Annotated in this window: 18 protein-coding genes and 1 other RNA gene; 16 read left to right on the plus strand and 3 right to left on the minus strand. The window is 71.0% G+C overall.

Annotation, left to right across the window (positions count from 1 at the left end):
- Positions 1–22: 22 nt before the first annotated feature.
- From MRBLWH10_RS02265 to MRBLWH10_RS02305, 9 genes are all read left to right on the plus strand, one after another.
- Complete coding sequence (locus tag MRBLWH10_RS02265; protein WP_258132543.1) at positions 23–148, plus strand: daptide-type RiPP; 126 nt, start codon at positions 23–25, stop codon at positions 146–148.
- Between the two features lie 36 nt (positions 149–184).
- Complete coding sequence (locus tag MRBLWH10_RS02270; RefSeq protein WP_341941484.1) at positions 185–292, plus strand: daptide-type RiPP; 108 nt, start codon at positions 185–187, stop codon at positions 290–292.
- A gap of 125 nt (positions 293–417) precedes the next feature.
- Complete coding sequence (mpaM, locus tag MRBLWH10_RS02275; protein ID WP_341941485.1) at positions 418–1,203, plus strand: daptide-type RiPP biosynthesis methyltransferase; 786 nt, start codon at positions 418–420, stop codon at positions 1,201–1,203.
- Positions 1,200–2,912 (plus strand): daptide biosynthesis intramembrane metalloprotease, encoded by a 1,713-nt coding sequence (mpaP, locus tag MRBLWH10_RS02280; protein ID WP_341941486.1) that lies wholly within the window; start codon positions 1,200–1,202, stop codon positions 2,910–2,912. Before mpaM ends, mpaP begins: the two co-directional genes overlap by 4 nt.
- Complete coding sequence (locus MRBLWH10_RS02285) at positions 2,909–3,787, plus strand: hypothetical protein (protein WP_341941487.1); 879 nt, start codon at positions 2,909–2,911, stop codon at positions 3,785–3,787. The genes mpaP and MRBLWH10_RS02285 overlap by 4 nt, the downstream gene beginning before the upstream one ends.
- On the plus strand, positions 3,784–4,512 hold the full coding sequence (locus MRBLWH10_RS02290) for an ATP-binding cassette domain-containing protein (RefSeq protein ID WP_341941488.1): 729 nt from the start codon (positions 3,784–3,786) through the stop codon (positions 4,510–4,512). The genes MRBLWH10_RS02285 and MRBLWH10_RS02290 overlap by 4 nt, the downstream gene beginning before the upstream one ends.
- Complete coding sequence (locus tag MRBLWH10_RS02295) at positions 4,505–5,230, plus strand: hypothetical protein (RefSeq protein WP_105674129.1); 726 nt, start codon at positions 4,505–4,507, stop codon at positions 5,228–5,230. The genes MRBLWH10_RS02290 and MRBLWH10_RS02295 overlap by 8 nt, the downstream gene beginning before the upstream one ends.
- 32 nt (positions 5,231–5,262) lie before the next feature.
- A complete protein-coding gene (locus MRBLWH10_RS02300; RefSeq protein WP_341941489.1) occupies positions 5,263–5,982 on the plus strand; it encodes a hypothetical protein in 720 nt (239 codons plus the stop codon).
- A gap of 29 nt (positions 5,983–6,011) precedes the next feature.
- Entirely contained in the window at positions 6,012–6,905 is an 894-nt protein-coding gene (locus tag MRBLWH10_RS02305; protein WP_341941490.1) for a rhodanese-related sulfurtransferase, read from the plus strand.
- An 18-nt stretch (positions 6,906–6,923) separates the two neighbouring features.
- On the opposite strand, the gene MRBLWH10_RS02310 is transcribed toward MRBLWH10_RS02305, so the two are convergent.
- Genes MRBLWH10_RS02310 through MRBLWH10_RS02320 form a run of 3 tightly spaced genes read right to left on the minus strand, consistent with a single transcriptional unit; the run spans position 6,924 to position 11,343 of the window.
- Positions 6,924–9,164: a DUF3488 and transglutaminase-like domain-containing protein gene (locus MRBLWH10_RS02310; protein WP_341941491.1), complete on the minus strand. Its 2,241-nt coding sequence runs from the start codon at positions 9,162–9,164 to the stop codon at positions 6,924–6,926.
- Positions 9,151–10,341: a DUF58 domain-containing protein gene (locus MRBLWH10_RS02315; protein ID WP_341941492.1), complete on the minus strand. Its 1,191-nt coding sequence runs from the start codon at positions 10,339–10,341 to the stop codon at positions 9,151–9,153. Before MRBLWH10_RS02315 ends, MRBLWH10_RS02310 begins: the two co-directional genes overlap by 14 nt.
- Before the next feature lie 12 nt (positions 10,342–10,353).
- On the minus strand, positions 10,354–11,343 hold the full coding sequence (locus MRBLWH10_RS02320; protein WP_341941493.1) for a MoxR family ATPase: 990 nt from the start codon (positions 11,341–11,343) through the stop codon (positions 10,354–10,356).
- Positions 11,344–11,450: 107 nt separating this feature from the next.
- On the opposite strand from MRBLWH10_RS02320, the gene ffs reads away from it, so the two are divergent.
- The 7 genes from ffs to MRBLWH10_RS02355 all read left to right on the plus strand — a co-directional run bounded on the left by ffs (position 11,451) and on the right by MRBLWH10_RS02355 (position 19,593).
- An RNA gene (gene ffs / locus MRBLWH10_RS02325) (signal recognition particle sRNA small type) lies at positions 11,451–11,547 on the plus strand.
- A 42-nt stretch (positions 11,548–11,589) separates the two neighbouring features.
- Positions 11,590–12,183, plus strand: a complete 594-nt coding sequence (locus MRBLWH10_RS02330; protein WP_341941494.1) for a rhomboid family intramembrane serine protease — start codon at positions 11,590–11,592, stop codon at positions 12,181–12,183.
- A 116-nt stretch (positions 12,184–12,299) separates the two neighbouring features.
- Positions 12,300–12,899: a hypothetical protein gene (locus MRBLWH10_RS02335; protein ID WP_105674120.1), complete on the plus strand. Its 600-nt coding sequence runs from the start codon at positions 12,300–12,302 to the stop codon at positions 12,897–12,899.
- A 4-nt stretch (positions 12,900–12,903) separates the two neighbouring features.
- Positions 12,904–15,021 (plus strand): phosphate acetyltransferase, encoded by a 2,118-nt coding sequence (gene pta / locus MRBLWH10_RS02340; RefSeq protein ID WP_341941495.1) that lies wholly within the window; start codon positions 12,904–12,906, stop codon positions 15,019–15,021.
- A complete protein-coding gene (locus MRBLWH10_RS02345) occupies positions 15,018–16,238 on the plus strand; it encodes an acetate kinase (RefSeq protein WP_341941496.1) in 1,221 nt (406 codons plus the stop codon). Before pta ends, MRBLWH10_RS02345 begins: the two co-directional genes overlap by 4 nt.
- A 131-nt stretch (positions 16,239–16,369) precedes the next feature.
- A complete protein-coding gene (locus MRBLWH10_RS02350; RefSeq protein WP_341942553.1) occupies positions 16,370–17,116 on the plus strand; it encodes a beta-phosphoglucomutase family hydrolase in 747 nt (248 codons plus the stop codon).
- The gene (locus MRBLWH10_RS02355) at positions 17,113–19,593 is read left to right on the plus strand and encodes a glycosyl hydrolase family 65 protein (RefSeq protein WP_341941497.1); all 2,481 of its coding nucleotides are present in this window, start codon (positions 17,113–17,115) and stop codon (positions 19,591–19,593) included. Before MRBLWH10_RS02350 ends, MRBLWH10_RS02355 begins: the two co-directional genes overlap by 4 nt.
- The last annotated feature ends 91 nt before the right edge of the window (positions 19,594–19,684 follow it).

Here is a 19,684-nt window from a genome sequence, read left to right on the forward strand (position 1 = left end):
CCTCGGAGGGAGGTGAATGCACATGGAGATCTCGAACGAACTGCGCTTCGAGGAGCTGGAGTCGATGGACTCTCCCGATTTCTGGACCTGGTACGCCGCGGTCAAGATCGGCGTCGTCCTCGGCCTGATCGGCCTCGCGGCCACCTGATTCTGCTCGACCGACACCTTCGAAGGAGGTGAGCACATGGACCTGAGTTTCGAAGAGATCGAGACGATGGACGCACCCGAGCCCTGGTACATCATCGTCGGCGACATCATCCTCATCATCGGCGCGGTCGTCACCATCACCTGATGAGCATCACCTGAAGAAAGAAGTCGAGGGCGTAGCGGGTGACACACCCGCTCGACACGGAGAACCGTGCATCCGCTATGCCCCCGACCTCGCATCCAGCATCCCACGCCAGAAAGAAGGCCGCCATGACCACACAGGGCCTGAACCGCGCCGCGGCGCGACTCCTCGCGGTGATCGACCCCGACGCCGTCGTCTCCGACATCTACAGCGAGCGCGGATCGGAGGTCTACGACGCCATGATCCGCGGGGACGACAGCGAGATCCGCGAGATCCTGCGGATCTCGCGCCGCAGCACCGGGCGCATCCTCGAACTGGCCTGCGGATCGGGGCGACTCAGCCTCCCTCTGGCGCGGTCGGGGCGGGAGACGGTGGCTCTCGACACCTCGCCGCGGATGCTCGCCCTCCTCGAGGAGAGGGCTAACCGGGCCGGGCTCCCTGCGTTGCGTCCGGTGCTCGGAGACATGAGCGACTTCCGGATCGACGGGGAGTTCGGGTTGATCGTGCTCGCGACGACCTCGATCTCGCTGCTGTCCGCCGCCGAACGACGGACCCTGTACGCCGCTGTCCGCGCGCACCTCGCGCCCGACGGCCTCTTCGTCGTCTCCGCCCACGTGGCCCGGCCCCGTGACGACGACAACGAGGCGCTCGTCGTGTCCACCGGAGACTCGGAGGTGGTGTTCCTCAGCGACGAGGTGGATGCCGCGGCCGGAGTGCGCGACGTGGGCGTCGTCCATCTGCGTCGCGAGGGCGGGGTGCTCCGGGCGGAGGCCTTCTCCTCGCGGGTCGCGTTGATCGACGCCGGACAGCTCGAGGCGGAACTCCGGGAGGCGGGGTTCGTCGTCCGTGGCACGCATCCCGTGCGCTTCTCCGAGGGAGCCCGCCGCATCGCGATGATCGAGTGCTCGCTGTGACCTCCGTCCTGCCTCCGCTGCCCCTGACCGCCACGCCGAGGCTCGCGCCGGGGATCACGGTCGACGATCCGCTCGCCGACGCCGGGCAGTGGATCATCGCGCGCGACGGGGCGCCGGCCGTGCGCGTGTCGGAGCCGGTCGCCGTGGTCGCGCGGCGGTTCACGGGAGACCGGAGCATCGCCGAGATCGCCGCCGCACTCGGCGACCCGTGGACCGCCGACGATGTCGGCCTGATCGCTCGGCGTCTCGACGGGGCTGGGCTGCTCGCCGCAGACGCCGACACCCGCGGATCGCGTGCCCGCCGCCCGCGTCGGCGCGGTCGACGTCTGCAGTATCGACCTCCGCTGACGCTGCAGTGGAGCGTCGGCGACCCGTCGGCGCTCTTCGCCGCGCTGCGTCCGCTGACGCGCGCCGTCGCGGGTGCGCCCGGCGTCGTCATCGGCGCCGCGGTCGTCGTCGCCGGGGTGGTCGCGACGGCACTCGGCTGGTCCGACATCGTCGCGGTGCTGGAGAGCCCGCTCCCGCTCTCGGTGATCGCGTGGCTCGGGCTGGCGATCGTGCTGACGACGATCGTGCACGAACTCGGACACGGTGCGACGCTCAGCGCCTTCGGCGGAAGCCCGCGACGCATCGGCGTCATGCTGTTCTATCTGGCTCCTGCCTTCTTCTGCGACGTCACCGACGGCTGGCGTCTGTCGCGTCGCCGTCAGCGGGTCCTCGTCGCTCTCGCCGGGCCCGCGGTGCACCTCGTCTGCGCGGCGGCGAGCATCGTGGCCTCGCGCTTCGTGGTCGACGACTCCCTGCACGCCGGACTCGTCCTGTACGCGCTGTCGTGCCTGGCGATCGCGGCCCTCAACCTGCTTCCCTTCGTTCAGCTCGACGGCTACCTCGCGCTCATGTCCGCTCTGGACTGGCCGCATCTGCGCAGAGACGCGATGACGGCCGCCGGTCACTCGTTCCTCGGGCTCCTCGGAGGCGCGGCACGCTCCACGGGTGCGGCCGGTCCTCGTCCCGAGTCCGACGGCCTCCACCGCGCAGGGCGGCATCGCGGCCTGCTCATCGCCTACGGCATCCTGTGCCGGCTCTTCCCCGTCGGGCTCGTCGGGTTCGTGCTCTACCGGTACGCCACGTCGGTCGCGGGTCTCGGGACGGTGCCGGCGCTCTGCTACCTCGCCACACTCGGTCTGGTCGCCGCCGTCGTCTTCCGGGCGCTCCTGCGCGGGGCGAAGGCGCTCGCCGCGTCCGCGCCGAATCCGTGGCGGGTGGCCGCGGCCGCCGTCGCCACAAGCGCCCTGATCGCCGCCGTGCTCATGATCCCGGTGTCGTCGGCGCGCACCGTCGGGTTCGTCAGCGAGGGCGGCGAGGTGCGGCTCGTGGCGTCCGCGGGGGAGACGCTCCCGGAGGCAGGGACCCCCGTGGCTCTCGAGAGCAGCGGAATTCTCATCCAGAGGCGTCTCGGAACCGCGGTGGTCGGCGACGGAAAGCCCCAGCGGGGCGAGATCGACCTCGCCGCGCTCGTGCCGGTGACCCCGTCGACCCTCAGGGCGGATGGCGTCCAAGTCGCCCTGTCCGACGTCCGGAGCGGAGCCCTTCCGCGCTTCGGCAGGGCCCGCGTCGACGACGGCGATGCTCGATCGCTCGGCGCCTGGTTGTGGCGGACGTTCCTCGACGTCCCCCTCGCAGCGCTCGGATCGGAGGCGCGCGCATGACGGCCGAACCGCACACGTCAGCCCCGGAGAACGAGCTGCGGGGGATGCTGCGCTCGGCCCTGGAGAGGGAGCTCGGCGCTCTCGGCGCCGAAGCGAGCGGGGTGCCCGTCTTCGGGTGGCGCGACCGATCCCTCGGGGCCGCCGTGTCGCGGGGCGGGGAGGCGCTGTGGCTCCGACTCGTCTGGTCGAGGACGGAGTGGGCCCGCGGATCCTGGTGGACGGGCAATCAGGATGCCGGTGCGATCAGCGGCGTTCGGAAGCCGAGGGTGCTCGAGGTCCGCGAGCAGACCGACGGTCCTCTCACGGTGCGCGCCGAGCTGATGACGCTCGTTCCCGGGCACCCGGCCCAGTCGACCCCGGAGCTCCGCGCGGCTCCATCGCTCGACGAGGCATGGTGGAACGCGCTCGCGGGCGGCCTCGATGCGCTCTCCGTGGCGCCGACCGCGCGCAGGGCCGTCGACCCCGACGGCATCCGCCGCCGCATCGCGGTGTTCTTCGGCCTCGACGTCGACACGGACGTCGGCGACTGGCGGGCGGCCCACGGCGACCTGCACTGGAACAACCTGCATGCGGAGCCGTTCGCGATGGTCGACTGGGAGGCGTGGGGGCTGGCGCCGCGCGGCTACGATGCCGCCTTCCTGCTCTGCCACTCCCTTGCGCAGCCCGACGTCGTCGCGCAGATCACCCGGCGCTTCGCGGACGACCTCGACTCCGACGACGGCGTCGTCTCCCAGCTCTACGTCCTGACCAAGCTGCTCACGAGGGCGGATGCCGGAGAGCATCCCCACCTCGTGGCCCCGATCCACCGGCACGTCGATCGTCTGATCGGTCGTGCCACACGCACCCGCCCCCTATCGAGAGGAGAAGGCTCATGACAGCGGTCATCAGCTTCGACGGATTCACCAAGAGCTACGGAGGGGATGCCGTCGTCAGAGACCTCAGCTTCACGGTCGAGTCCGGAGCGATCGTGGGCCTGCTCGGCCCGAACGGCGCAGGCAAGAGCACGGCGATGCGCGGTCTCATCGGCCTGCTGCATCCGACGGCGGGTTCCGCCACGCTCTTCGGAGCCCCCTTCGCCGCCATGACGAACCCTGCGCGCCGGGTCGGCGTGCACATGGACGGCCTCGGATTCGAGACCGGGATCACCGCCCGCCGGCACCTCGACATCTACCGTCTCGCCGCGGGCATGCCGCGGACCCGTGTGGACGAGGTGCTCGCGCAGGTCGATCTCACCGCCCACGCCGGCAAGAGGGTGAAGCGGTTCTCCACCGGCATGCGGCAGCGGCTCGGCCTGGCGACCGCGCTGATCGGGAACCCGGAGCTCCTCGTGCTCGATGAGCCGGCGAACGGGCTCGACCCCGGCGGCATCCGGTGGCTGCGCGGATTCCTGCGATCCTTCGCGGAGAAGGGCGGCACCGTCCTCATCTCCAGCCACCAGCTCGCCGAGCTGGAGCAGACGGTCGACGAGGTCGTCGTGATGCGCGGGCGCAAGCTGTTCGACGGTCCGCTGGAGGCGCTGACGGCCGACGGGGCGACGACTCTCGAAGAGGGGTACTTCGGGCTCATCGACGGCGCCGAGGGAGGGAACGTCCATGTCTGACTTCCTCCGGAGTGAGCTGCTGCGCGGCGTCAGCGGGCTCGCGATGCTCGGGATCTTCTCCTTCACGCTCCTCATCCCCGCGCTGATGGTCACGGTCGGCCCGTCGTTGGACGGACTGACCGATCTCGATGACGGGAACGCGACACGGATCGTGTTCGGCCTGTTCGCCGCGATCGGCATCACGGCGATGTACCTCGGCAGCTACTCGGTGTCGCGGGAGTACTACTACCACTCCATGTCGCGATCGCTCGTCATCGGATCCATCCGGCGGGTGCTCCTCGCGAAGCTCCTCGCCAGTGCGATCACCGCCGTGGTCCTGTGCCTCGTCGGGGCGGCGATCTGGGCGGCGGCGTCCGCGGTCCTGCTCTCCTCCGTGGGGCGGAGCCTGCAGATCGACGGGGCGTTCTGGGGGATCGTCGGCGGGTCGGTGTTCGCGGCGATCTTCGGCAGTGTGATCGGGGTGTCCCTGGGCTGGGTCATCAAGGGCTACTACGCGGTGTCCGCGATCGTCCTGCTCGTGCCGATCATGATCGAGCTCCCGCTGCTGTTCAACGTGCCCGCCGTCGAGAGATACCTTCCGGTCGGCGCCTTCGCGGGCGTCACCGGGGCGCCGGTCGACGGGCTGCTTCCGTGGTGGGGGAGCGCGCTCGTGCTGCTCGGCTGGAGCGCCGTCACCGTCGTGCTCGCGGTCGGTGCGGTGCGGCGGCGAGAGCATTGAGCGCCGGCGGGGCGAGGCCGTGGGGCGGCCCGATGCGCGGGCAGGTCGTCCGCGGGCTCTCCGCGGAGCTGCGGCGGCTGCGCGGAGACCCCCTGCCCTGGGTGTTCCTCCCCGTCGCGCTGCTCTCGGCGCTGTCGATCGCGGCGTCGTTGCCGAGCGATGTACGATCGGCGCCGCCCGCCGTCGTCGATGCGCTCGGAGCCACGATGAGCGCATCTCTCGTCGGCGGGCTGGTGATCCTCGCGGCGGTGCTGGGGGCGCTGGGCCCGGCGCTCGCCGACCGATCGGGCGTGCTGGCGCGCGATCATCTCTTCACCTCCGGCGTGGTGGTCTTCGGATCACGCGCGGTCTCTGCCGTGGCCTCGACGCTCCTGTTCGGGGTGTTCGGGATCGCGATGATCGAGGCAGCGTTCCTCCTCGTCACCGGTCGCGCGTTGTTGAGCGTTCCGGAGGCTGCCGCCGCTGTCGGCATCCTCGCGGCGGCGGGGCTGTGGGGGTATCTCGTCGGCGTGCTGGTGCGCAGCCCGGTCCTCGTGCTGTTCGTGGTGCCCGCGACGCTGTCGCCGCCTCTCCTGCTGTCGGATGCCGCGCCTGACGTCGCGAGGGTCCTTCCGCTCAGCGCGCTGCTGTCGGCCGCGGGCCTCGCCGACGGAGGGCTCGCCGCTCCCGTCGCGTCGCTCGTGGCGATGGGGTGGGCGGTCGCGCTCGCCGTGGTCGTGGTCCTGGTGCTGCGTCGCCGCGACCGTCTCTGAAGGGCGTGGTCACGACGTAGGATTCCCTGGTGGCAACCCCCAAGATCGTCCTGTTCTACGTCTTCACCCCGCTCGCCGACCCCGAGGCCATCCGGCTCTGGCAGCGTGATCTCGGCGAGGCGCTCGGCCTCCGCGGGCGGCTCCTGATCTCGAAGGACGGCGTCAACGGCACGCTCGGCGGCGACCTCGTCGCGCTCAAGAAGTGGGCGCGCTCGTTCCGCTCGTACGCGCCCTTCAAAGGCGTCGACATCAAGTGGAGCGAGGGGACCGGAGTGGATGCCGAGGGTCGCAGCATCGACTTCCCCAAGCTCAGCGTGAAGGTGCGGGAGGAGATCGTGTCCTTCGGTGCTCCAGGGGAGCTCAGGGTCGACGAGCACGGCGTCATCGGAGGTGGCACCCGGCTCTCGCCGGAGGCCCTGCACGCACTGATGGACGAACGAGGAGACGAGGTCGTCTTCTTCGACGGACGCAACGCGCTCGAAGCGCAGATCGGACGCTTCCGCGACGCGATCGTCCCCGATACGGAGACCACGCGGGACTTCGTGCAGCTCCTCGACTCAGGAGCCTACGACGACCTCAAGGGCAAGCCGGTCGTCACCTACTGCACGGGCGGCATCCGGTGCGAAGTGCTGTCGAGCCTGATGGCGTCGCGGGGCTTCGGCGAGGTGTACCAGCTCGAGGGCGGCATCGTCCGCTACGGCGAGCAGTACGGAGACGACGGCCTCTGGGAGGGCTCGCTCTACGTGTTCGACAAGCGCGGCTCGGTCGACTTCTCCGACCATGCAGCCGTGATCGGAGAGTGCGCGGGGTGCGGAACGGCGACGAACCGCACGGCCAACTGCCCCGACCTCTCGTGCCGGGTCCAGCTGGTCGTGTGCGACGCATGCGCGGCGGTGCCGTGCCCGGTCCACGTGCACGCCTGAGCGCGGCCGGCACTCCCGTCAGACGAGCAGCGGGGCCTGCGAGCCGCGTCCGGCGAACAGCGAACGCGGAAGCAGCAGCGCCCTGAGCCGCGACGGCCGATCGACGCTGCGACGCAGCTGTGCGAGAACCTCGCCCAGAGCGGGGGCCAGATCCGCCGAGTCGGCAGAGCGCGCATAGGTCGCGCGCTCGACGGCATCCGTCAGCGCCCGCATCGCTTCCGGATCCACGCCGTGCTCGGACACGAGGGCGGCGCCGCGCGAGCGGGGCGAATCAGCATCCGACAGCGCGATGCCCAGGTCGATCAGCGTGGCCCGCAGCTCGGTCCACGCGGACGCCGCATCTCCCCGTCGCGCTCGGCGACGTCGCGCCGTGCCGATGCCGAGGCGGATCAGCGCCGGCAGCAGGAGCACGACCAGCGCTCCGAACGCGGTGAGCACGACCGGCATCGGGTCGAGCTGACGCAGGGCACTGGCGCCGCCGGTGTTTCCGCCCGCATCTGTCCGATCGATCTCGGGGCCGCTCGTGGCCTCCGAGGTCGGGGCCGTCGTGGGCGCGGGGGTGGCCGCGCCCCCAGGGCCGGAGCCCGTCGTCGTCGCCGATACGAACGCCGTGGGCACGCCGAGAGAGGCCGTCGGCTCGAAAGGCACCCAGCCGATGCCGGGGAAGAGGACCTCCGGCCAGGAGTGCAGCTGATCGCTGGAGACCGAGTAGATGGTCTCTTCGCCGCGCTTCTCGTCGGTGCGCGTGCCCGGCAGGTATCCGACGACGATGCGGACGTCCATCCCCAGGCTCTGCGCCATCAGGGCGAAGGCGCCGGCGAAATGCACGCAGTATCCGGATCGCACGTCGAGGAACTGCGCGACGGCGTCCGCGCCGGTGCCGTCGAAGCCCTCATCGACCGGCGTCTCCAGAGAATAGGAGAACTCGGTGCGGAACCAGGTCTGCAGTGCGATCAGACGGTCGTAGTCGCTCGTGGCATCCGCCGTGACCTCGCGCGCCGTGGTCGGGATGACGTCGGGGAGCTCCAGCGGCTCGTCGTCCGGGTCGACCACCGCCGCGGCCGCGGGCACGGCTCTGATCTGCTCCAGCGACGGATTCACCCTGAGAGACGCGACCGTGTAGTCGTTGCCGACGGCATCCGCCGTCTTCGAGACGATCGTGCGGTTCTCCGGCATCAGCTTCCAGGCGCCGCTCAGGCCCTGGACGCTCGTCGCGGGGTAGGGAACGGGCAACCACGAGCTCGACATGCGCAGCACGCGGATCGAGGTCGTGACGTCCTTCGCGGCGACGTCCTCCGTCCACTCCGCGGCCCCGAATCCGTCGCTCAGGGATTGGGTGTCACCGCGATCCGGATGCCAGACCCTGCCGTCGAAGCGGGACAGGGTGGTCAGTCGGAGGTACGGAGCGGTGTTCTCCGCCGTGGCGAGCGTGAGCACCTCGACCGGGTCGGGCTGACGCAGGTCGTTCCCCAGGCGCAGCGACGCGTCGACACTGACGCCGACGCCCGTCCCGGCGAGGGATGCCGAGACGGGCACGATGGGCGCGATGACGAGCGCCGCGGCGACGGCGGCGGCTCCGGCGCCCACCGCGATGCCCGTGGACACGCGCTGAGAGGACTCGGGGTTGCGTTTCGCGGACTGCCGGAACAGCAGCAGGATCATGACGCCGAGCATCACGAACCACACGACGTTCGCGTCGCCGAGCGTGACGATCATCGGCGTCGCGCCGACGACGGCGACGAGAACACTGGCCAGGACGGCGCTCCTCTGGGCGACGAGCTGGTCGAGGAGGAATGCGACGAGAGCGAAGCCGGCGCCCATGATCACACGGAGACCCGGCGTGCTGTCGAGCGGCGCGGTGCCGAACACGACCTGCTCCCAGGCCGTCGCTGCGAGGGCGCCGAACACGGTGAAGGTCGATGAGGTCGGCACGACTCCGAAGATGGCGGTGTCTCCGGCAACGAGCATCGTGAGGACGCCCAGCGCCGCGACCGCCTGCGCGATCATGGCTGCGGTCTCCCGGATCCAGCGCTTCCGGCGGATCAGCAGGGTGCGCACGGCGATCCCGACCGCCACGATGACGAGGACCACCGTGACGACGGCGAAGGACCAGGCGCCCGGCTTGATCACGGAGGTGTAGGGCCACGCCGCGACGAAGGCCGCCGCGGCGGCGAGGGCGCCCTGGGCGATGCGGTTCTCGCTCAGCTCGTCGTCGCGATGCCACGACAGGAGAGGGGCACGGGGCTCAGCGCGAGACATCGCCGACCCCCATCCGCTCCGGGAGCGCGTCCTCCCACGCCTCGGCGAGGTCGGGGCCGAGAGCGGCGACACGCCAGCCGTGGTGGACGGCGGTCTGCTCCACGCCCTCGTCGAGCTCGGCGGCGAAGAGCATGGGCGCCGCGGCGCCGGCAGGGCGCAGCCGTTCGGCCGTCTCCTCGTCGAGGCGCCCGGTGATGTAGACGAGCGGGCCGGGCGGGGTGCCTCCCATGACCGTCGCGAGGTCGCGCGGCTCGCCCCGCGGAGTGACCATCGCGAGAGCGACCAGCAGACCCTCCCTGTCCTCCTCGTGTCCGCGGAGAGTGCCGAGCAGGATGCCCGCGCTGTCGACCACGTCGACCCCGTAGCCCTCCTGCACGAGATGCACCGCGGCGGAGGCGCACAGTGAGACGGCGGCCTCGAAGGCCGGATCGGCGTCCTCACCGGGCGCGGCCCAGCGCGCCGAGCTGCGGTCGAGCACGACGAGGGCGTCGGGGCTCGACTCCTCCTCTTCCTGCCTGACCATCAGCTGCCCGCGGTGCGCGGTCGCACGCCAGTGGATGCGCCGCATGGAGTCGCCGGCGATGTACCGGCGCGGAGAGAGGTTGTCACTGCCCTGCCCGAGCCTGCTCGAGGAGGTGTGGGCGGTGCCGCCCGCCGCCCCCACCTTGACGGCGAGCGGGGCGAGCGTGATGATCTCGGGCACGACGGTCACGGTGCGGGTCTCGCCGAAGGCCTGCTCGCGCTGCGCGATGCCGAAGGGATCGACGGTGCGCAGCACCAGCGGTCCGATCGCCCAGACGCCGCGGCGCACGCCGGTGATGAGGTAGCTCAGCTGCCCGCTCTCGGGCGGGTACTCCCCGGCCGAGTCGCCCGACACCGCATCGGGGAGGACGTCGCGCCACAGGCCGTGCGGGATGCGGATCGCGCGCAGATCGAACCGCAGCGTCACCCGCGAGGTCTCGGCCACCGTGAGGAGATCGGTGGAGATCTGCCGGGCGACCGCGCCGTTGCGCCGCGGCAGGTGCACCGCCAGCAGCGAGAACACGGTGAGGGCGAGGAGGAGGATGCCGACGTAGATGAGGATCGGCGCCCCGACGAGGTTCGCCGCGAGCAGGCAGCCGAGACCCGCGATGAGCGCACCTGCGCCCCTGGCGGTGAGGGCTCGACGTCGTCTCATGCTGTCCGCCGCTCAGGCGCGCGACGCCACCGGCACGCGCACGCGCTCCACGATCTGACGCAGGGCCGCCTCCACCGGCTGGGCGCCGGCGCGGTGGGCTCCGCGTGCGGGGAGAAGACGGTGGGCGAGCACGGGGATCAGCAGGGCCGTCACATCATCGGGGATCACGAAGTCGCGGCCGTCGAGCGCCGCCCAGACCTTCGCGGACCGGATGAGCTGCAGGGTCGCACGCGGGCTCGCACCCAGGTGGAGGTTCGGGTCGTTCCTCGTCGCCTGGGCGAGCGCGACCGTGTACTCCTCGATGGCGGGGGCGACGTGCACCGACCGCGCCCAGGCGATCAGACCGGAGATGGATGCCGCATCGGCGACGGCCGTGACTCCCGCGAGCGGGCTCACCGTGTCGCGCTGTCGGATCATGAGCGCCTCTGCCGCGGCATCCGGGTAGCCCATCGAGATGCGCATCATGAAGCGGTCGCGCTGCGCCTCGGGCAGAGCGTAGGTGCCCTCCATCTCCAGCGGGTTCTGGGTGGCGACGACGAGGAAGGGCTGCGGCAGGGGATGCGTGGAGCCGTCGACCGTGACCTGGCCCTCCTCCATCGCCTCCAGCAGCGCCGACTGGGTCTTCGGGGACGAGCGGTTGATCTCGTCGGCGATCACGATGTGCGCGAACACGGCGCCCTGCTTGAACTCGAACTCGCGATCCACCGGGTTGTAGACGCTCACGCCGGTCACGTCTCCCGGCAGGAGGTCGGGGGTGAACTGGATGCGGCGGACGGTGGCGTCGACGCTCGCGGCGAGGGCTCGCGCCAGCATCGTCTTGCCGACGCCGGGGACGTCCTCGATGAGCAGGTGCCCCTCGGCCAGCAGGCAGACGAGGGCGCTGCGCACGGCATCCGGCTTGCCGTCGATGACCTGACCCACCGAGCCGAGGATCGCGGCTGTCTGCTCCGCGAACTGCTCGGCGGTGATCGAGGTCGTACTCAGGGGGGAGTTCTCCAGCATGCGTTCCCTCTCGCGTGAGCGCAGCGTTGCGCGCGTGATCCGATCGTAACCTCTCTGCAGGTCCCTGAACCTGTTCATCAGCCCTGCTCTCGTCGGCTAGACTTGACGACGGCTCTCCGCGCGGCGGCATCCAGGCCAATTCCCCCAGGGCGGAAACGCAGCAAGGGTAACCGGGCTCTGCTGGGTGCGCGGAGGGTCTTTTCTTTTGCCCGGCGACTCCTCAGGACGTCCTGCGAGAATCGACGGGTGAGCACCGTGGAGCAGCAGCAGCCGAGAACGCTGAGTCGATTCGCCTCTCCTGTGGCACTGCTCGCCGTGATGTGGATCGTGCAGCTGGCCGACAGCATCCTCCCCGGCTCGTTCTCCGTCTTCGGCATCCGTTCCTGGGACCCGGCGGGACTCGGCGGCATCGTGCTCGCGCCGCTCCTGCACTCCGGGTGGCCGCACCTGATCGGCAACTCGGTGCCCTTCCTCGTCCTCGGCTGCATCGTCGCGATCGAGGGCCCCCGCAGGTTCTGGGCGGTCACCGCGTTCGCGACGGTCATCGGCGGGCTCGGCACCTGGCTCGTGAACGCCCCCGGCACCCTCACGGTCGGCGCCTCCGGTCTCGTCTTCGGCTACTTCGGCTACCTCGTCACCAGGGTGTTCGCGCCGGGCCGCGTCTCGCACCGCATCCTCTACGCCGTGGTCGCGCTCGTCGTCATCGGGATCTACGGCGGCACCATGCTCACGGGCATCTTCGGCGCGGGTGCCGGCGTCTCCTGGCAGGGCCACCTGTTCGGGGCCGTCGGCGGTGCGCTCGCCGCGTTCGCCGGACGGCGTCCGGACCGCCGCACATGACGAAGACGCGCACAGGGCGAAGGCCGACGGCCCGCCGCGCCTCCGCCCGTGCTCGCCCGCGCCGACGCAGGCCGTCGCCGCGCAGGCGCGCCCAGCTCCGGTCGCAGCGCAGGCGGATGCTGCGCCGCATCTCGCTGTGGAGCGCGGCGATCGTCGTCGTGGTCGGAGCGGCCGTGCTGATCCCCCTCGGACTCGCCCACGAGCCCGCCGTCTACTGCGCGACGGAGCCCGCCGGCTTCCCCGATGCGGGGATCGCCGGCTGGGAGGGGGAGCAGCTGGACAACGCCGCGACCATCATGCTCACGGCATCCGCCCTCGGATTCGGACGCGACGGGCAGATCCTCGGGGTGATGACCGCCATGGGCGAGAGCAGCCTGCGCAACATCGACTACGGCGACTGGGAGACGTCGGGATTCCGCAACCCCGACGGGACCAGGACCACCAGCATCGGGCTCTTCCAGCAGCAGGACTGGTGGGGCAGCGCCGAGCAGCGGATGGACCCGGCGACGGCCGCCACGCTGTTCTACGGCAAGCTCTCGACGCTGGAGGGCTGGCAGCAGATGCCGGCGTCGCACGCGATCCACCGCGTGCAGGTCAACACGGATGCCGACTACTACACGCGGTACCAGGAGGACGCGACCGCCGTGGTCGACGCCCTCACGAGCGGATGCACGGCGCCGGACGCGGGCGCCGCACAGGCGGCGCGTCTAGGCTGAGCCCGTGGCGCAGAGCATCTACATCACCTCGGCCGAAGGCCATACCGGCAAGTCGACGATCGCGCTCGGAGTGCTCGACGCGCTGATGCGCGTCAGCCCGCGTGTGGGCGTGTTCCGCCCGATCGCCCGCTCGGTGGCGGATCGCGACGAGATCCTCGAGCTGATGCTCGCGCACGACGGCGTCCATCTCGACTACGACCTCTGCGTCGGCGTCACCTACGACGACGTGCGCGACGATCCAGAGCGCGCGCTGTCGACCATCGTCTCCCGCTTCAAGGCGGTCGAAGCGCAGTGCGACGCCGTCGTGATCGTCGGCAGCGACTACACCGACGTGGCGAGCCCGGCCGAGCTCGGCTACAACGCGCGCATCGCGGCGAACCTCGCCGCTCCTGTGCTGCTCGTGCTCTCGGGCCGCGACGGTCAGCGTCAGGCGGAGCAGCTCGGCACCACGACGGCCCGCTCGGCCGCCGCCGTCGGGCAGATCGCCGCCCTCGCGCTCGCGGAGCTCGAGGCCGAGCGCGCCGAGCTGTTCGCGGTCATCGTGAACCGCGCCGACCCCGATGCGCTCGACGACGTCGCCGACGCGGTCTCGGCCGTGCGTCCGGCGCGGAGCACGCCGGTGTGGGCGATCCCCGAGGACCGCACGCTCGTCGCGCCGTCGATCCGCGGCATCCTCTCCGCCGTCGACGGACGCCTCATCAAGGGCGACCCCGACCGTCTCGCCCGCGAGGCCCTCACCATCGTGGTCGCCGGCATGTCGATGGTGAACGTGCTGCCCCGCATCACGGAGGAATCGGTCGTGGTGATCCCGGCTGACCGCACCGAGGTGCTGCTCGCCACCCTCCTCGCCGACGCCTCCGGCACCTTCCCGCGTGTCTCGGGCATCATCCTCAACGGTCCGTTCCCGCTGCCGGAGCCGATCGTGCGGCTGCTCGACGGCTTCACGTCGACGGTGCCGATCATCGCGACCGATCTCGGCACCTACGACACCGCGGTGCGCGTGATGGGCGCACGCGGGCGCATCTCGCCCGACTCGAGGGCGCGCTACGACCGGGCGCTCAGCCTCTTCCAGGCGCACGTCGACGTCGCCGAGCTCACCACCCAGGTGGGCCTGGCCGAGTCGCGCGTCGTCACGCCGCTGATGTTCGAGTACGGCCTCATCGAGCGCGCCCGCGCCGACCGGCGGCGCATCGTCCTGCCCGAGGGCGACGACGACCGCATCCTCCAGGCCGCGTCCACGCTGCTCGCCCGGGAGGTGGCGGATCTGACGATCCTGGGCGACGAGGCCACGGTGCGCGCGAGGGCGATCGAGCTCGGCGCCGACATCTCGGCGGCGCAGGTGCTCAGCCCCCACGACCCCGAGCTCGTCGAGCGCTTCGCCGCCGAGTACGCGCGGCTGCGCGCGCACAAGGGCATCACGCTCGCGCAGGCCGCCGACACGGTCACGGACGTGTCGTACTTCGGCACCATGATGGTGCACACCGGCCTCGCCGACGGCATGGTCTCCGGCGCCGCGCACACCACCGCGCACACGATCCGACCGTCGTTCGAGATCATCAAGACGAAGCCCGGCGTGAAGGTCGTCTCCAGCGTGTTCCTGATGGCGCTCGCCGACCGCGTGCTCGTGTACGGCGACTGCGCCGTCATCCCCGATCCGACGAGCGAGCAGCTCGCCGACATCGCGATCTCCTCCGCGGCCACCGCGCGGCAGTTCGGCATCGAGCCGCGGATCGCCATGCTGTCGTACTCGACGGGGGAGTCCGGTTCAGGAGCCGATGTCGACAAGGTCCGCGCGGCCACGGCCCTCGTGCACGAGCGGGCGCCGGAGCTGCTGGTCGAGGGTCCGATCCAGTACGACGCCGCGGCCGACGCCGCCGTCGCCAAGGCGAAGCTCCCCGACTCGGCCGTCGCCGGACGGGCCACCGTGTTCGTGTTCCCCGATCTGAACACCGGCAACAACACCTACAAGGCCGTGCAGCGATCGGCGGGAGCGGTCGCGATCGGCCCCGTGCTGCAGGGGCTGAACAAGCCGATCAACGACCTCTCCCGCGGGGCGCTGGTCGACGACATCGTGAACACCGTGGCGATCACGGCGATCCAGGCCCAGGGAGGGGCGGCATGAGCGCCATCCTCGTCATCAACAGCGGCTCCTCGTCGCTCAAGTACAGCCTGATCGACATCGAGAGCGAGCACGAGCTCGCGAGCGGCCTGATCGAGAGGATCGGCCAGGAGTCGAGCCCGGTTCGGCACACGGTCCGACCGGACACGACAGCGGATGCCGTCGTCACGATGCTCGACGCCGACTATCGCAGCGAGCAGCACATCGCCGACCACGATGCGGCGTTCGCGGTCATGCTCGAGCAGTTCGCCGCCCACGGACCCTCCCTCGACGAGCATCCGCCCGTGGCCGTCGGTCACCGCGTCGTGCACGGCGGGGCGCGCTTCTTCGCCCCCACGCTGATCGACGCCGACGTCGAGCGCCAGATCGAGGAGCTCGCGGTGCTGGCGCCGCTGCACAACCCGGCCAACCTCGCCGGCATCCTCGCGGCGGAGGCCGTGTTCCCCGATGTGCCGCACGTCGCGGTCTTCGACACCGCCTTCCACCAGACGCTCCCGCCCGCGGCGTACACGTACGCGATCGACGCGGAGCTCGCCCGCGAGCACAGGGTGCGGCGCTACGGCTTCCACGGCACCAGCCACCAGTACGTCAGCGAGGCCGCGGCGGCCTTCCTCGGGCGCGACCTCTCGACGCTCCGCCAGATCGTGTTCCACCTCGGCAACGGGGCGTCCGTCACGGCGATCGACGGCGGCCGATCCGTCGAGACGTCGATGGGGCTCACACCGCTCGAGGGGCTCGTGATGGGCACGCGGTCGGGAGACATCGACCCCGCGGCGCTGGTGCATCTCGCGCGCCGGGCCGGGTACACGATCGACGCCCTCGACGCCCTGCTCAACACCCGCAGCGGACTGGCGGGGCTCGCCGGACGCAGCGACATGCGCGACATCCTCGCTGGTCGCGAGGCGGGGGAGGAGGCGGCGACGCTCGCCTTCGACGTCTACGTCCACCGGCTCCGCGCCTACGCGGGCGCCTACATCGCGCAGCTCGGAGGGGTCGACGTGATCTCGTTCACCGCGGGAGTCGGGGAGAACGCGGCGCCCGTGCGCGCCGAGGCGATGGCGACGCTCGGATTCGCCGGAGTCGAGATCGATCCCGCCCGCAACGCCGCCCGCGAACGCGGAATCCGGCGCATCTCCACCGACGACTCCCCGGTGACGGTGCTCGTCGTGCCGACGAACGAGGAGCTGCAGATCGCGCGTCAGACCGCCGAGATGCTCTGAGCATCCGCCCGCGCGACCCACGCGTCCGACACCGGCGTATTCGGGGGGTTACCTCACCCGGCCCTCCGCACTACGCTGGCACAGTGGCACGGAGAGGTGCCGACCCCCTCGTCCTTCTCCTGGAGGCTCCTGTGCCCGAAGCCCTTCCCGATCTGCTCGCCGCCGACGGCGTGCTCTTCGACCTCGACGGCGTGCTCACGCCGACCGCCGAGGTGCACATGCGCGCGTGGAAGGTCGTGTTCGACGATGTCTTCGCGAAATGGAGCATCGAGCCCCCCTACACGGATGCCGACTACTTCGACTACGTCGACGGGAAGAAGCGCTATGACGGCGTCGCCAGCCTGATGCGCAGCCGCAACGTCGAGATCCCGTGGGGTGCGGTCGACGACGCCCCGGACGCCGACACGATCTGCGGCATCGGCAACCGCAAGAACGACGCCTTCGCCGCGTCGCTGCGCAGCGAGGGCATCGCGCCCTTTCCGGGCTCCCTCGCCCTGATCGAGCGGTTGAGTGCCGCAGGCATCCCGCTCGGCGTGGTGTCGAGCTCGAAGAACGCGGAGGAGGTGCTGGCCGCGGCCGGCATCCGCTCCTTCTTCCGCATCGTCGTCGACGGCGTCGTCGCCGAGAACGACGGGCTGGCCTCGAAGCCGGCACCCGACATGTTCCGTGCCGGGGCCGTCGCCCTCGGCGTCGACCCTGCCCTCAGCGTGGCCGTCGAGGATGCGACGTCCGGCGCCGCGTCCGCCGCGGCCGCCGGCTTCGCGACCGTGGTCGGCGTCGACCGCGGGACCGGCGCCGACGCGCTGCGCGCCGCAGGAGCCACCGTCGTCGTCGACGACCTGTCCGCTTTCGCACCCGACTCCGAGGAGATTGCATGATCGACCGCGACCGCTTCCCCGTCGACCCCTGGCGCCTGATCGAGACGCGCTACACAGAAGACGGGGTGGGTGAGACGCTGTTCGGCGTCGGGAACGGCTATCTCGGACTCCGCGGCAACCACATCGAGGGACGCGGCGCGCACGAGCACGGCACGTTCATCAACGGCCTGCACGAGACCTGGCCGATCCGTCACGCAGAGCAGGCCTACGGCTTCGCCGAGGTGGGGCAGACGATCGTCAACGCTCCGGACGCCAAGGTCATGCGCGTCTACGTCGACGACGAGCCCATCTCCTTCGACGACGCCGACGTGCGCGAGTATCGCCGCACGCTCGACATGCGCACCGGTGTGCTGGAGCGGGTCGTCGTCTGGGAGACCCCGTCGGGCAAGCGGGTGCGCATGCGCGATGAGCGCATCGTCAGCTTCGAGGAGCGCCACCTCGCGATCCTCCGGCTCGAGGTCGTCGTGGAGAACTCCGACGCCCCCGTGACGATCAGCTGCCAGCTGCTGAACCGGCAGGACGGCGCGGGCGTCTACGCCGGCACCCCTGTGGAGGCGCAGGGCGCGGGCTTCGACCCCCGCAAGGCCGAGAAGATCGCCGAGCGGGTGCTGCAACCCGCCGAGCACTGGCAGGACGGCCTGCGCTCCGCACTGTCGTACCGCGTCGCGGCGTCGGGCATGACGGTGGCCGTCGTCGCCGACCACATCGTCGAGACGGAGAACGAGTACAGCGCCCGCACGCTGATCGAGTCCGACATCGCCAAGAACGTGTTCCGCGTGCAGGCGAAGGCGGGCGTGCCGATCACGGTCACGAAGCTCGTCAGCTATCACACGTCCCGTGGAGTGCCCCCGCGCGAGCTGGTCGACCGCTGCCGCCGGTCGCTCGACCGCGTCGTCGTCGAGGGCGTGGCCGCGCAGTTCCAGCGTCAGGCCGAATGGCTCGCCGCCTTCTGGGAGCGCAGCGACGTGCAGATCGGCGGTCACGACGACCTGCAGCAGGCGACCCGCTGGTGCCTCCTTCAGCTCGCCCAGGCATCCGCGCGCGCAGACGGCACGGGCGTCGCGGCGAAGGGCGTCTCCGGGTCCGGCTACAGCGGCCACTACTTCTGGGACACCGAGATCTACGTGCTCCCCTTCCTCACCTACACGTCGCCGCAGTGGGCGCGCAACGCGCTGCGTGCCCGTGTTCTGATGCTGCCCGCCGCGCGCCGCCGCGCCGAGCAGCTGAACGAGGCCGGCGCCCTGTTCCCGTGGCGCACGATCAACGGCGAGGAGGCCTCGGCCTACTACGCTGCCGGCACGGCGCAGTACCACATCAACGCCGACGTGAGCTTCGCGCTCGGCAAGTACGTGCGCGCCACCGGAGACGAGGAGTTCCTGCGCCGCGAGGGCGCCGACATCGCGATCGAGACCGCCCGGCTCTGGGCGACGCTCGGCTTCTGGCGGGTGTCCGACGGCCGGGAGACCTTCCACATCCACGGCGTCACGGGGCCCGACGAGTACACGACCGTCGTGAACGACAACCTCTACACGAACGTCATGGCGCGCTACAACCTGCGCTACGCCGCGAAGGTGGTGCGAGAGATCGCCGCTGACTTCCCGGAGGACTACGCCCTCCTCGTGGAGCGCACCGGCCTCGGCGCCGGTGAGGCCGACGAGTGGGAGCGCGCGGGGGAGGCGATGTTCATCCCGTACAGCGAGGGCCTCGGCATCCACCCGCAGGACTCGCTGTTCCTGGAGCGCGAGGTCTGGGACCTCGCGCACACTCCGGCGACCCAGCGCCCGCTGCTGCTGCACTTCCACCCCCTCGTGATCTACCGGTTCCAGGTGCTCAAGCAGGCCGATGTCGTGCTCGCGCTGTTCCTGCAGGGCAACCACTTCACGCCGGAGGAGAAGCGCGCCGACTTCGACTACTACGACCCGCTGACGACGGGTGACTCGACACTGTCCGCCGTCGTGCAGTCGATCCTGGCGGCCGAGGTCGGCTACCAGGACCTCGCGCTGAAGTACTTCGAGCAGTCGATCTTCGTCGACCTGCACGACCTGCACCACAACGCGGCGGACGGTGTGCACGTGGCGTCGGCGGGCGGCGTGTGGACCGCGCTGGTGAGCGGCTTCGGCGGCATGCGCGACTACGCGGGCGAGCTCAGCTTCGACCCGCGGCTCCCGGCCGACTGGCCGTCGCTCTCGTACCCGCTGCAGTGGCAGGGCTCTGCGATCCAGGTCACGGTGAGCAGGGACGCGCTGACGGTCGAGGTGCGCTCCGGCGACCCCGTGCCGTTCACCGTGCGCGGCGCCGCTTTCGTCGCCACGACGGAGGATGCCGTCGTCGTGCCGCTGGCCGATCAGGGGCCCGTCATCGCCGGTCGCCCGACGCTGCGTCAGTTCGAGGGTGCGCGCCGTGAGGACGGCACGCGCCTGTCGGCGTCGGTTCCCGTCATCACGACGTCGATCCCGGTGATCGAGCCGATCGACTGAGCCGCGCACTCCGTATCCGTCGACGCCCCCTCTGCTCGTCGGCGCAGCACCTGATTGACGACGATCAGGTGGGGCGCCGGCGGTCAGGTGG

The sequence above is a fragment of the Microbacterium sp. LWH10-1.2 genome, assembly GCF_038397765.1.
GTDB lineage: Bacteria > Actinomycetota > Actinomycetes > Actinomycetales > Microbacteriaceae > Microbacterium > Microbacterium natoriense.

What these genes read in the sequence shown, in the direction of transcription:
- MRBLWH10_RS02265 (WP_258132543.1), top strand. Translation starts at nt 23, where the DNA reads ATGGAGATCTCGAACGAACTGCGCTTCGAGGAGCTGGAGTCGATGGAC.
- MRBLWH10_RS02270 (WP_341941484.1), top strand. Translation starts at nt 185, where the DNA reads ATGGACCTGAGTTTCGAAGAGATCGAGACGATGGACGCACCCGAGCCC.
- mpaM (WP_341941485.1), top strand. Translation starts at nt 418, where the DNA reads ATGACCACACAGGGCCTGAACCGCGCCGCGGCGCGACTCCTCGCGGTG.
- MRBLWH10_RS02285 (WP_341941487.1), top strand. Translation starts at nt 2,909, where the DNA reads ATGACGGCCGAACCGCACACGTCAGCCCCGGAGAACGAGCTGCGGGGG.
- MRBLWH10_RS02290 (WP_341941488.1), top strand. Translation starts at nt 3,784, where the DNA reads ATGACAGCGGTCATCAGCTTCGACGGATTCACCAAGAGCTACGGAGGG.
- MRBLWH10_RS02295 (WP_105674129.1), top strand. Translation starts at nt 4,505, where the DNA reads ATGTCTGACTTCCTCCGGAGTGAGCTGCTGCGCGGCGTCAGCGGGCTC.
- MRBLWH10_RS02300 (WP_341941489.1), top strand. Translation starts at nt 5,263, where the DNA reads ATGCGCGGGCAGGTCGTCCGCGGGCTCTCCGCGGAGCTGCGGCGGCTG.
- MRBLWH10_RS02310 (WP_341941491.1), bottom strand. Translation starts at nt 9,164, where the DNA reads ATGTCTCGCGCTGAGCCCCGTGCCCCTCTCCTGTCGTGGCATCGCGAC.
- MRBLWH10_RS02315 (WP_341941492.1), bottom strand. Translation starts at nt 10,341, where the DNA reads ATGAGACGACGTCGAGCCCTCACCGCCAGGGGCGCAGGTGCGCTCATC.
- MRBLWH10_RS02320 (WP_341941493.1), bottom strand. Translation starts at nt 11,343, where the DNA reads ATGCTGGAGAACTCCCCCCTGAGTACGACCTCGATCACCGCCGAGCAG.
- MRBLWH10_RS02335 (WP_105674120.1), top strand. Translation starts at nt 12,300, where the DNA reads ATGCTGCGCCGCATCTCGCTGTGGAGCGCGGCGATCGTCGTCGTGGTC.
- MRBLWH10_RS02345 (WP_341941496.1), top strand. Translation starts at nt 15,018, where the DNA reads ATGAGCGCCATCCTCGTCATCAACAGCGGCTCCTCGTCGCTCAAGTAC.
- MRBLWH10_RS02355 (WP_341941497.1), top strand. Translation starts at nt 17,113, where the DNA reads ATGATCGACCGCGACCGCTTCCCCGTCGACCCCTGGCGCCTGATCGAG.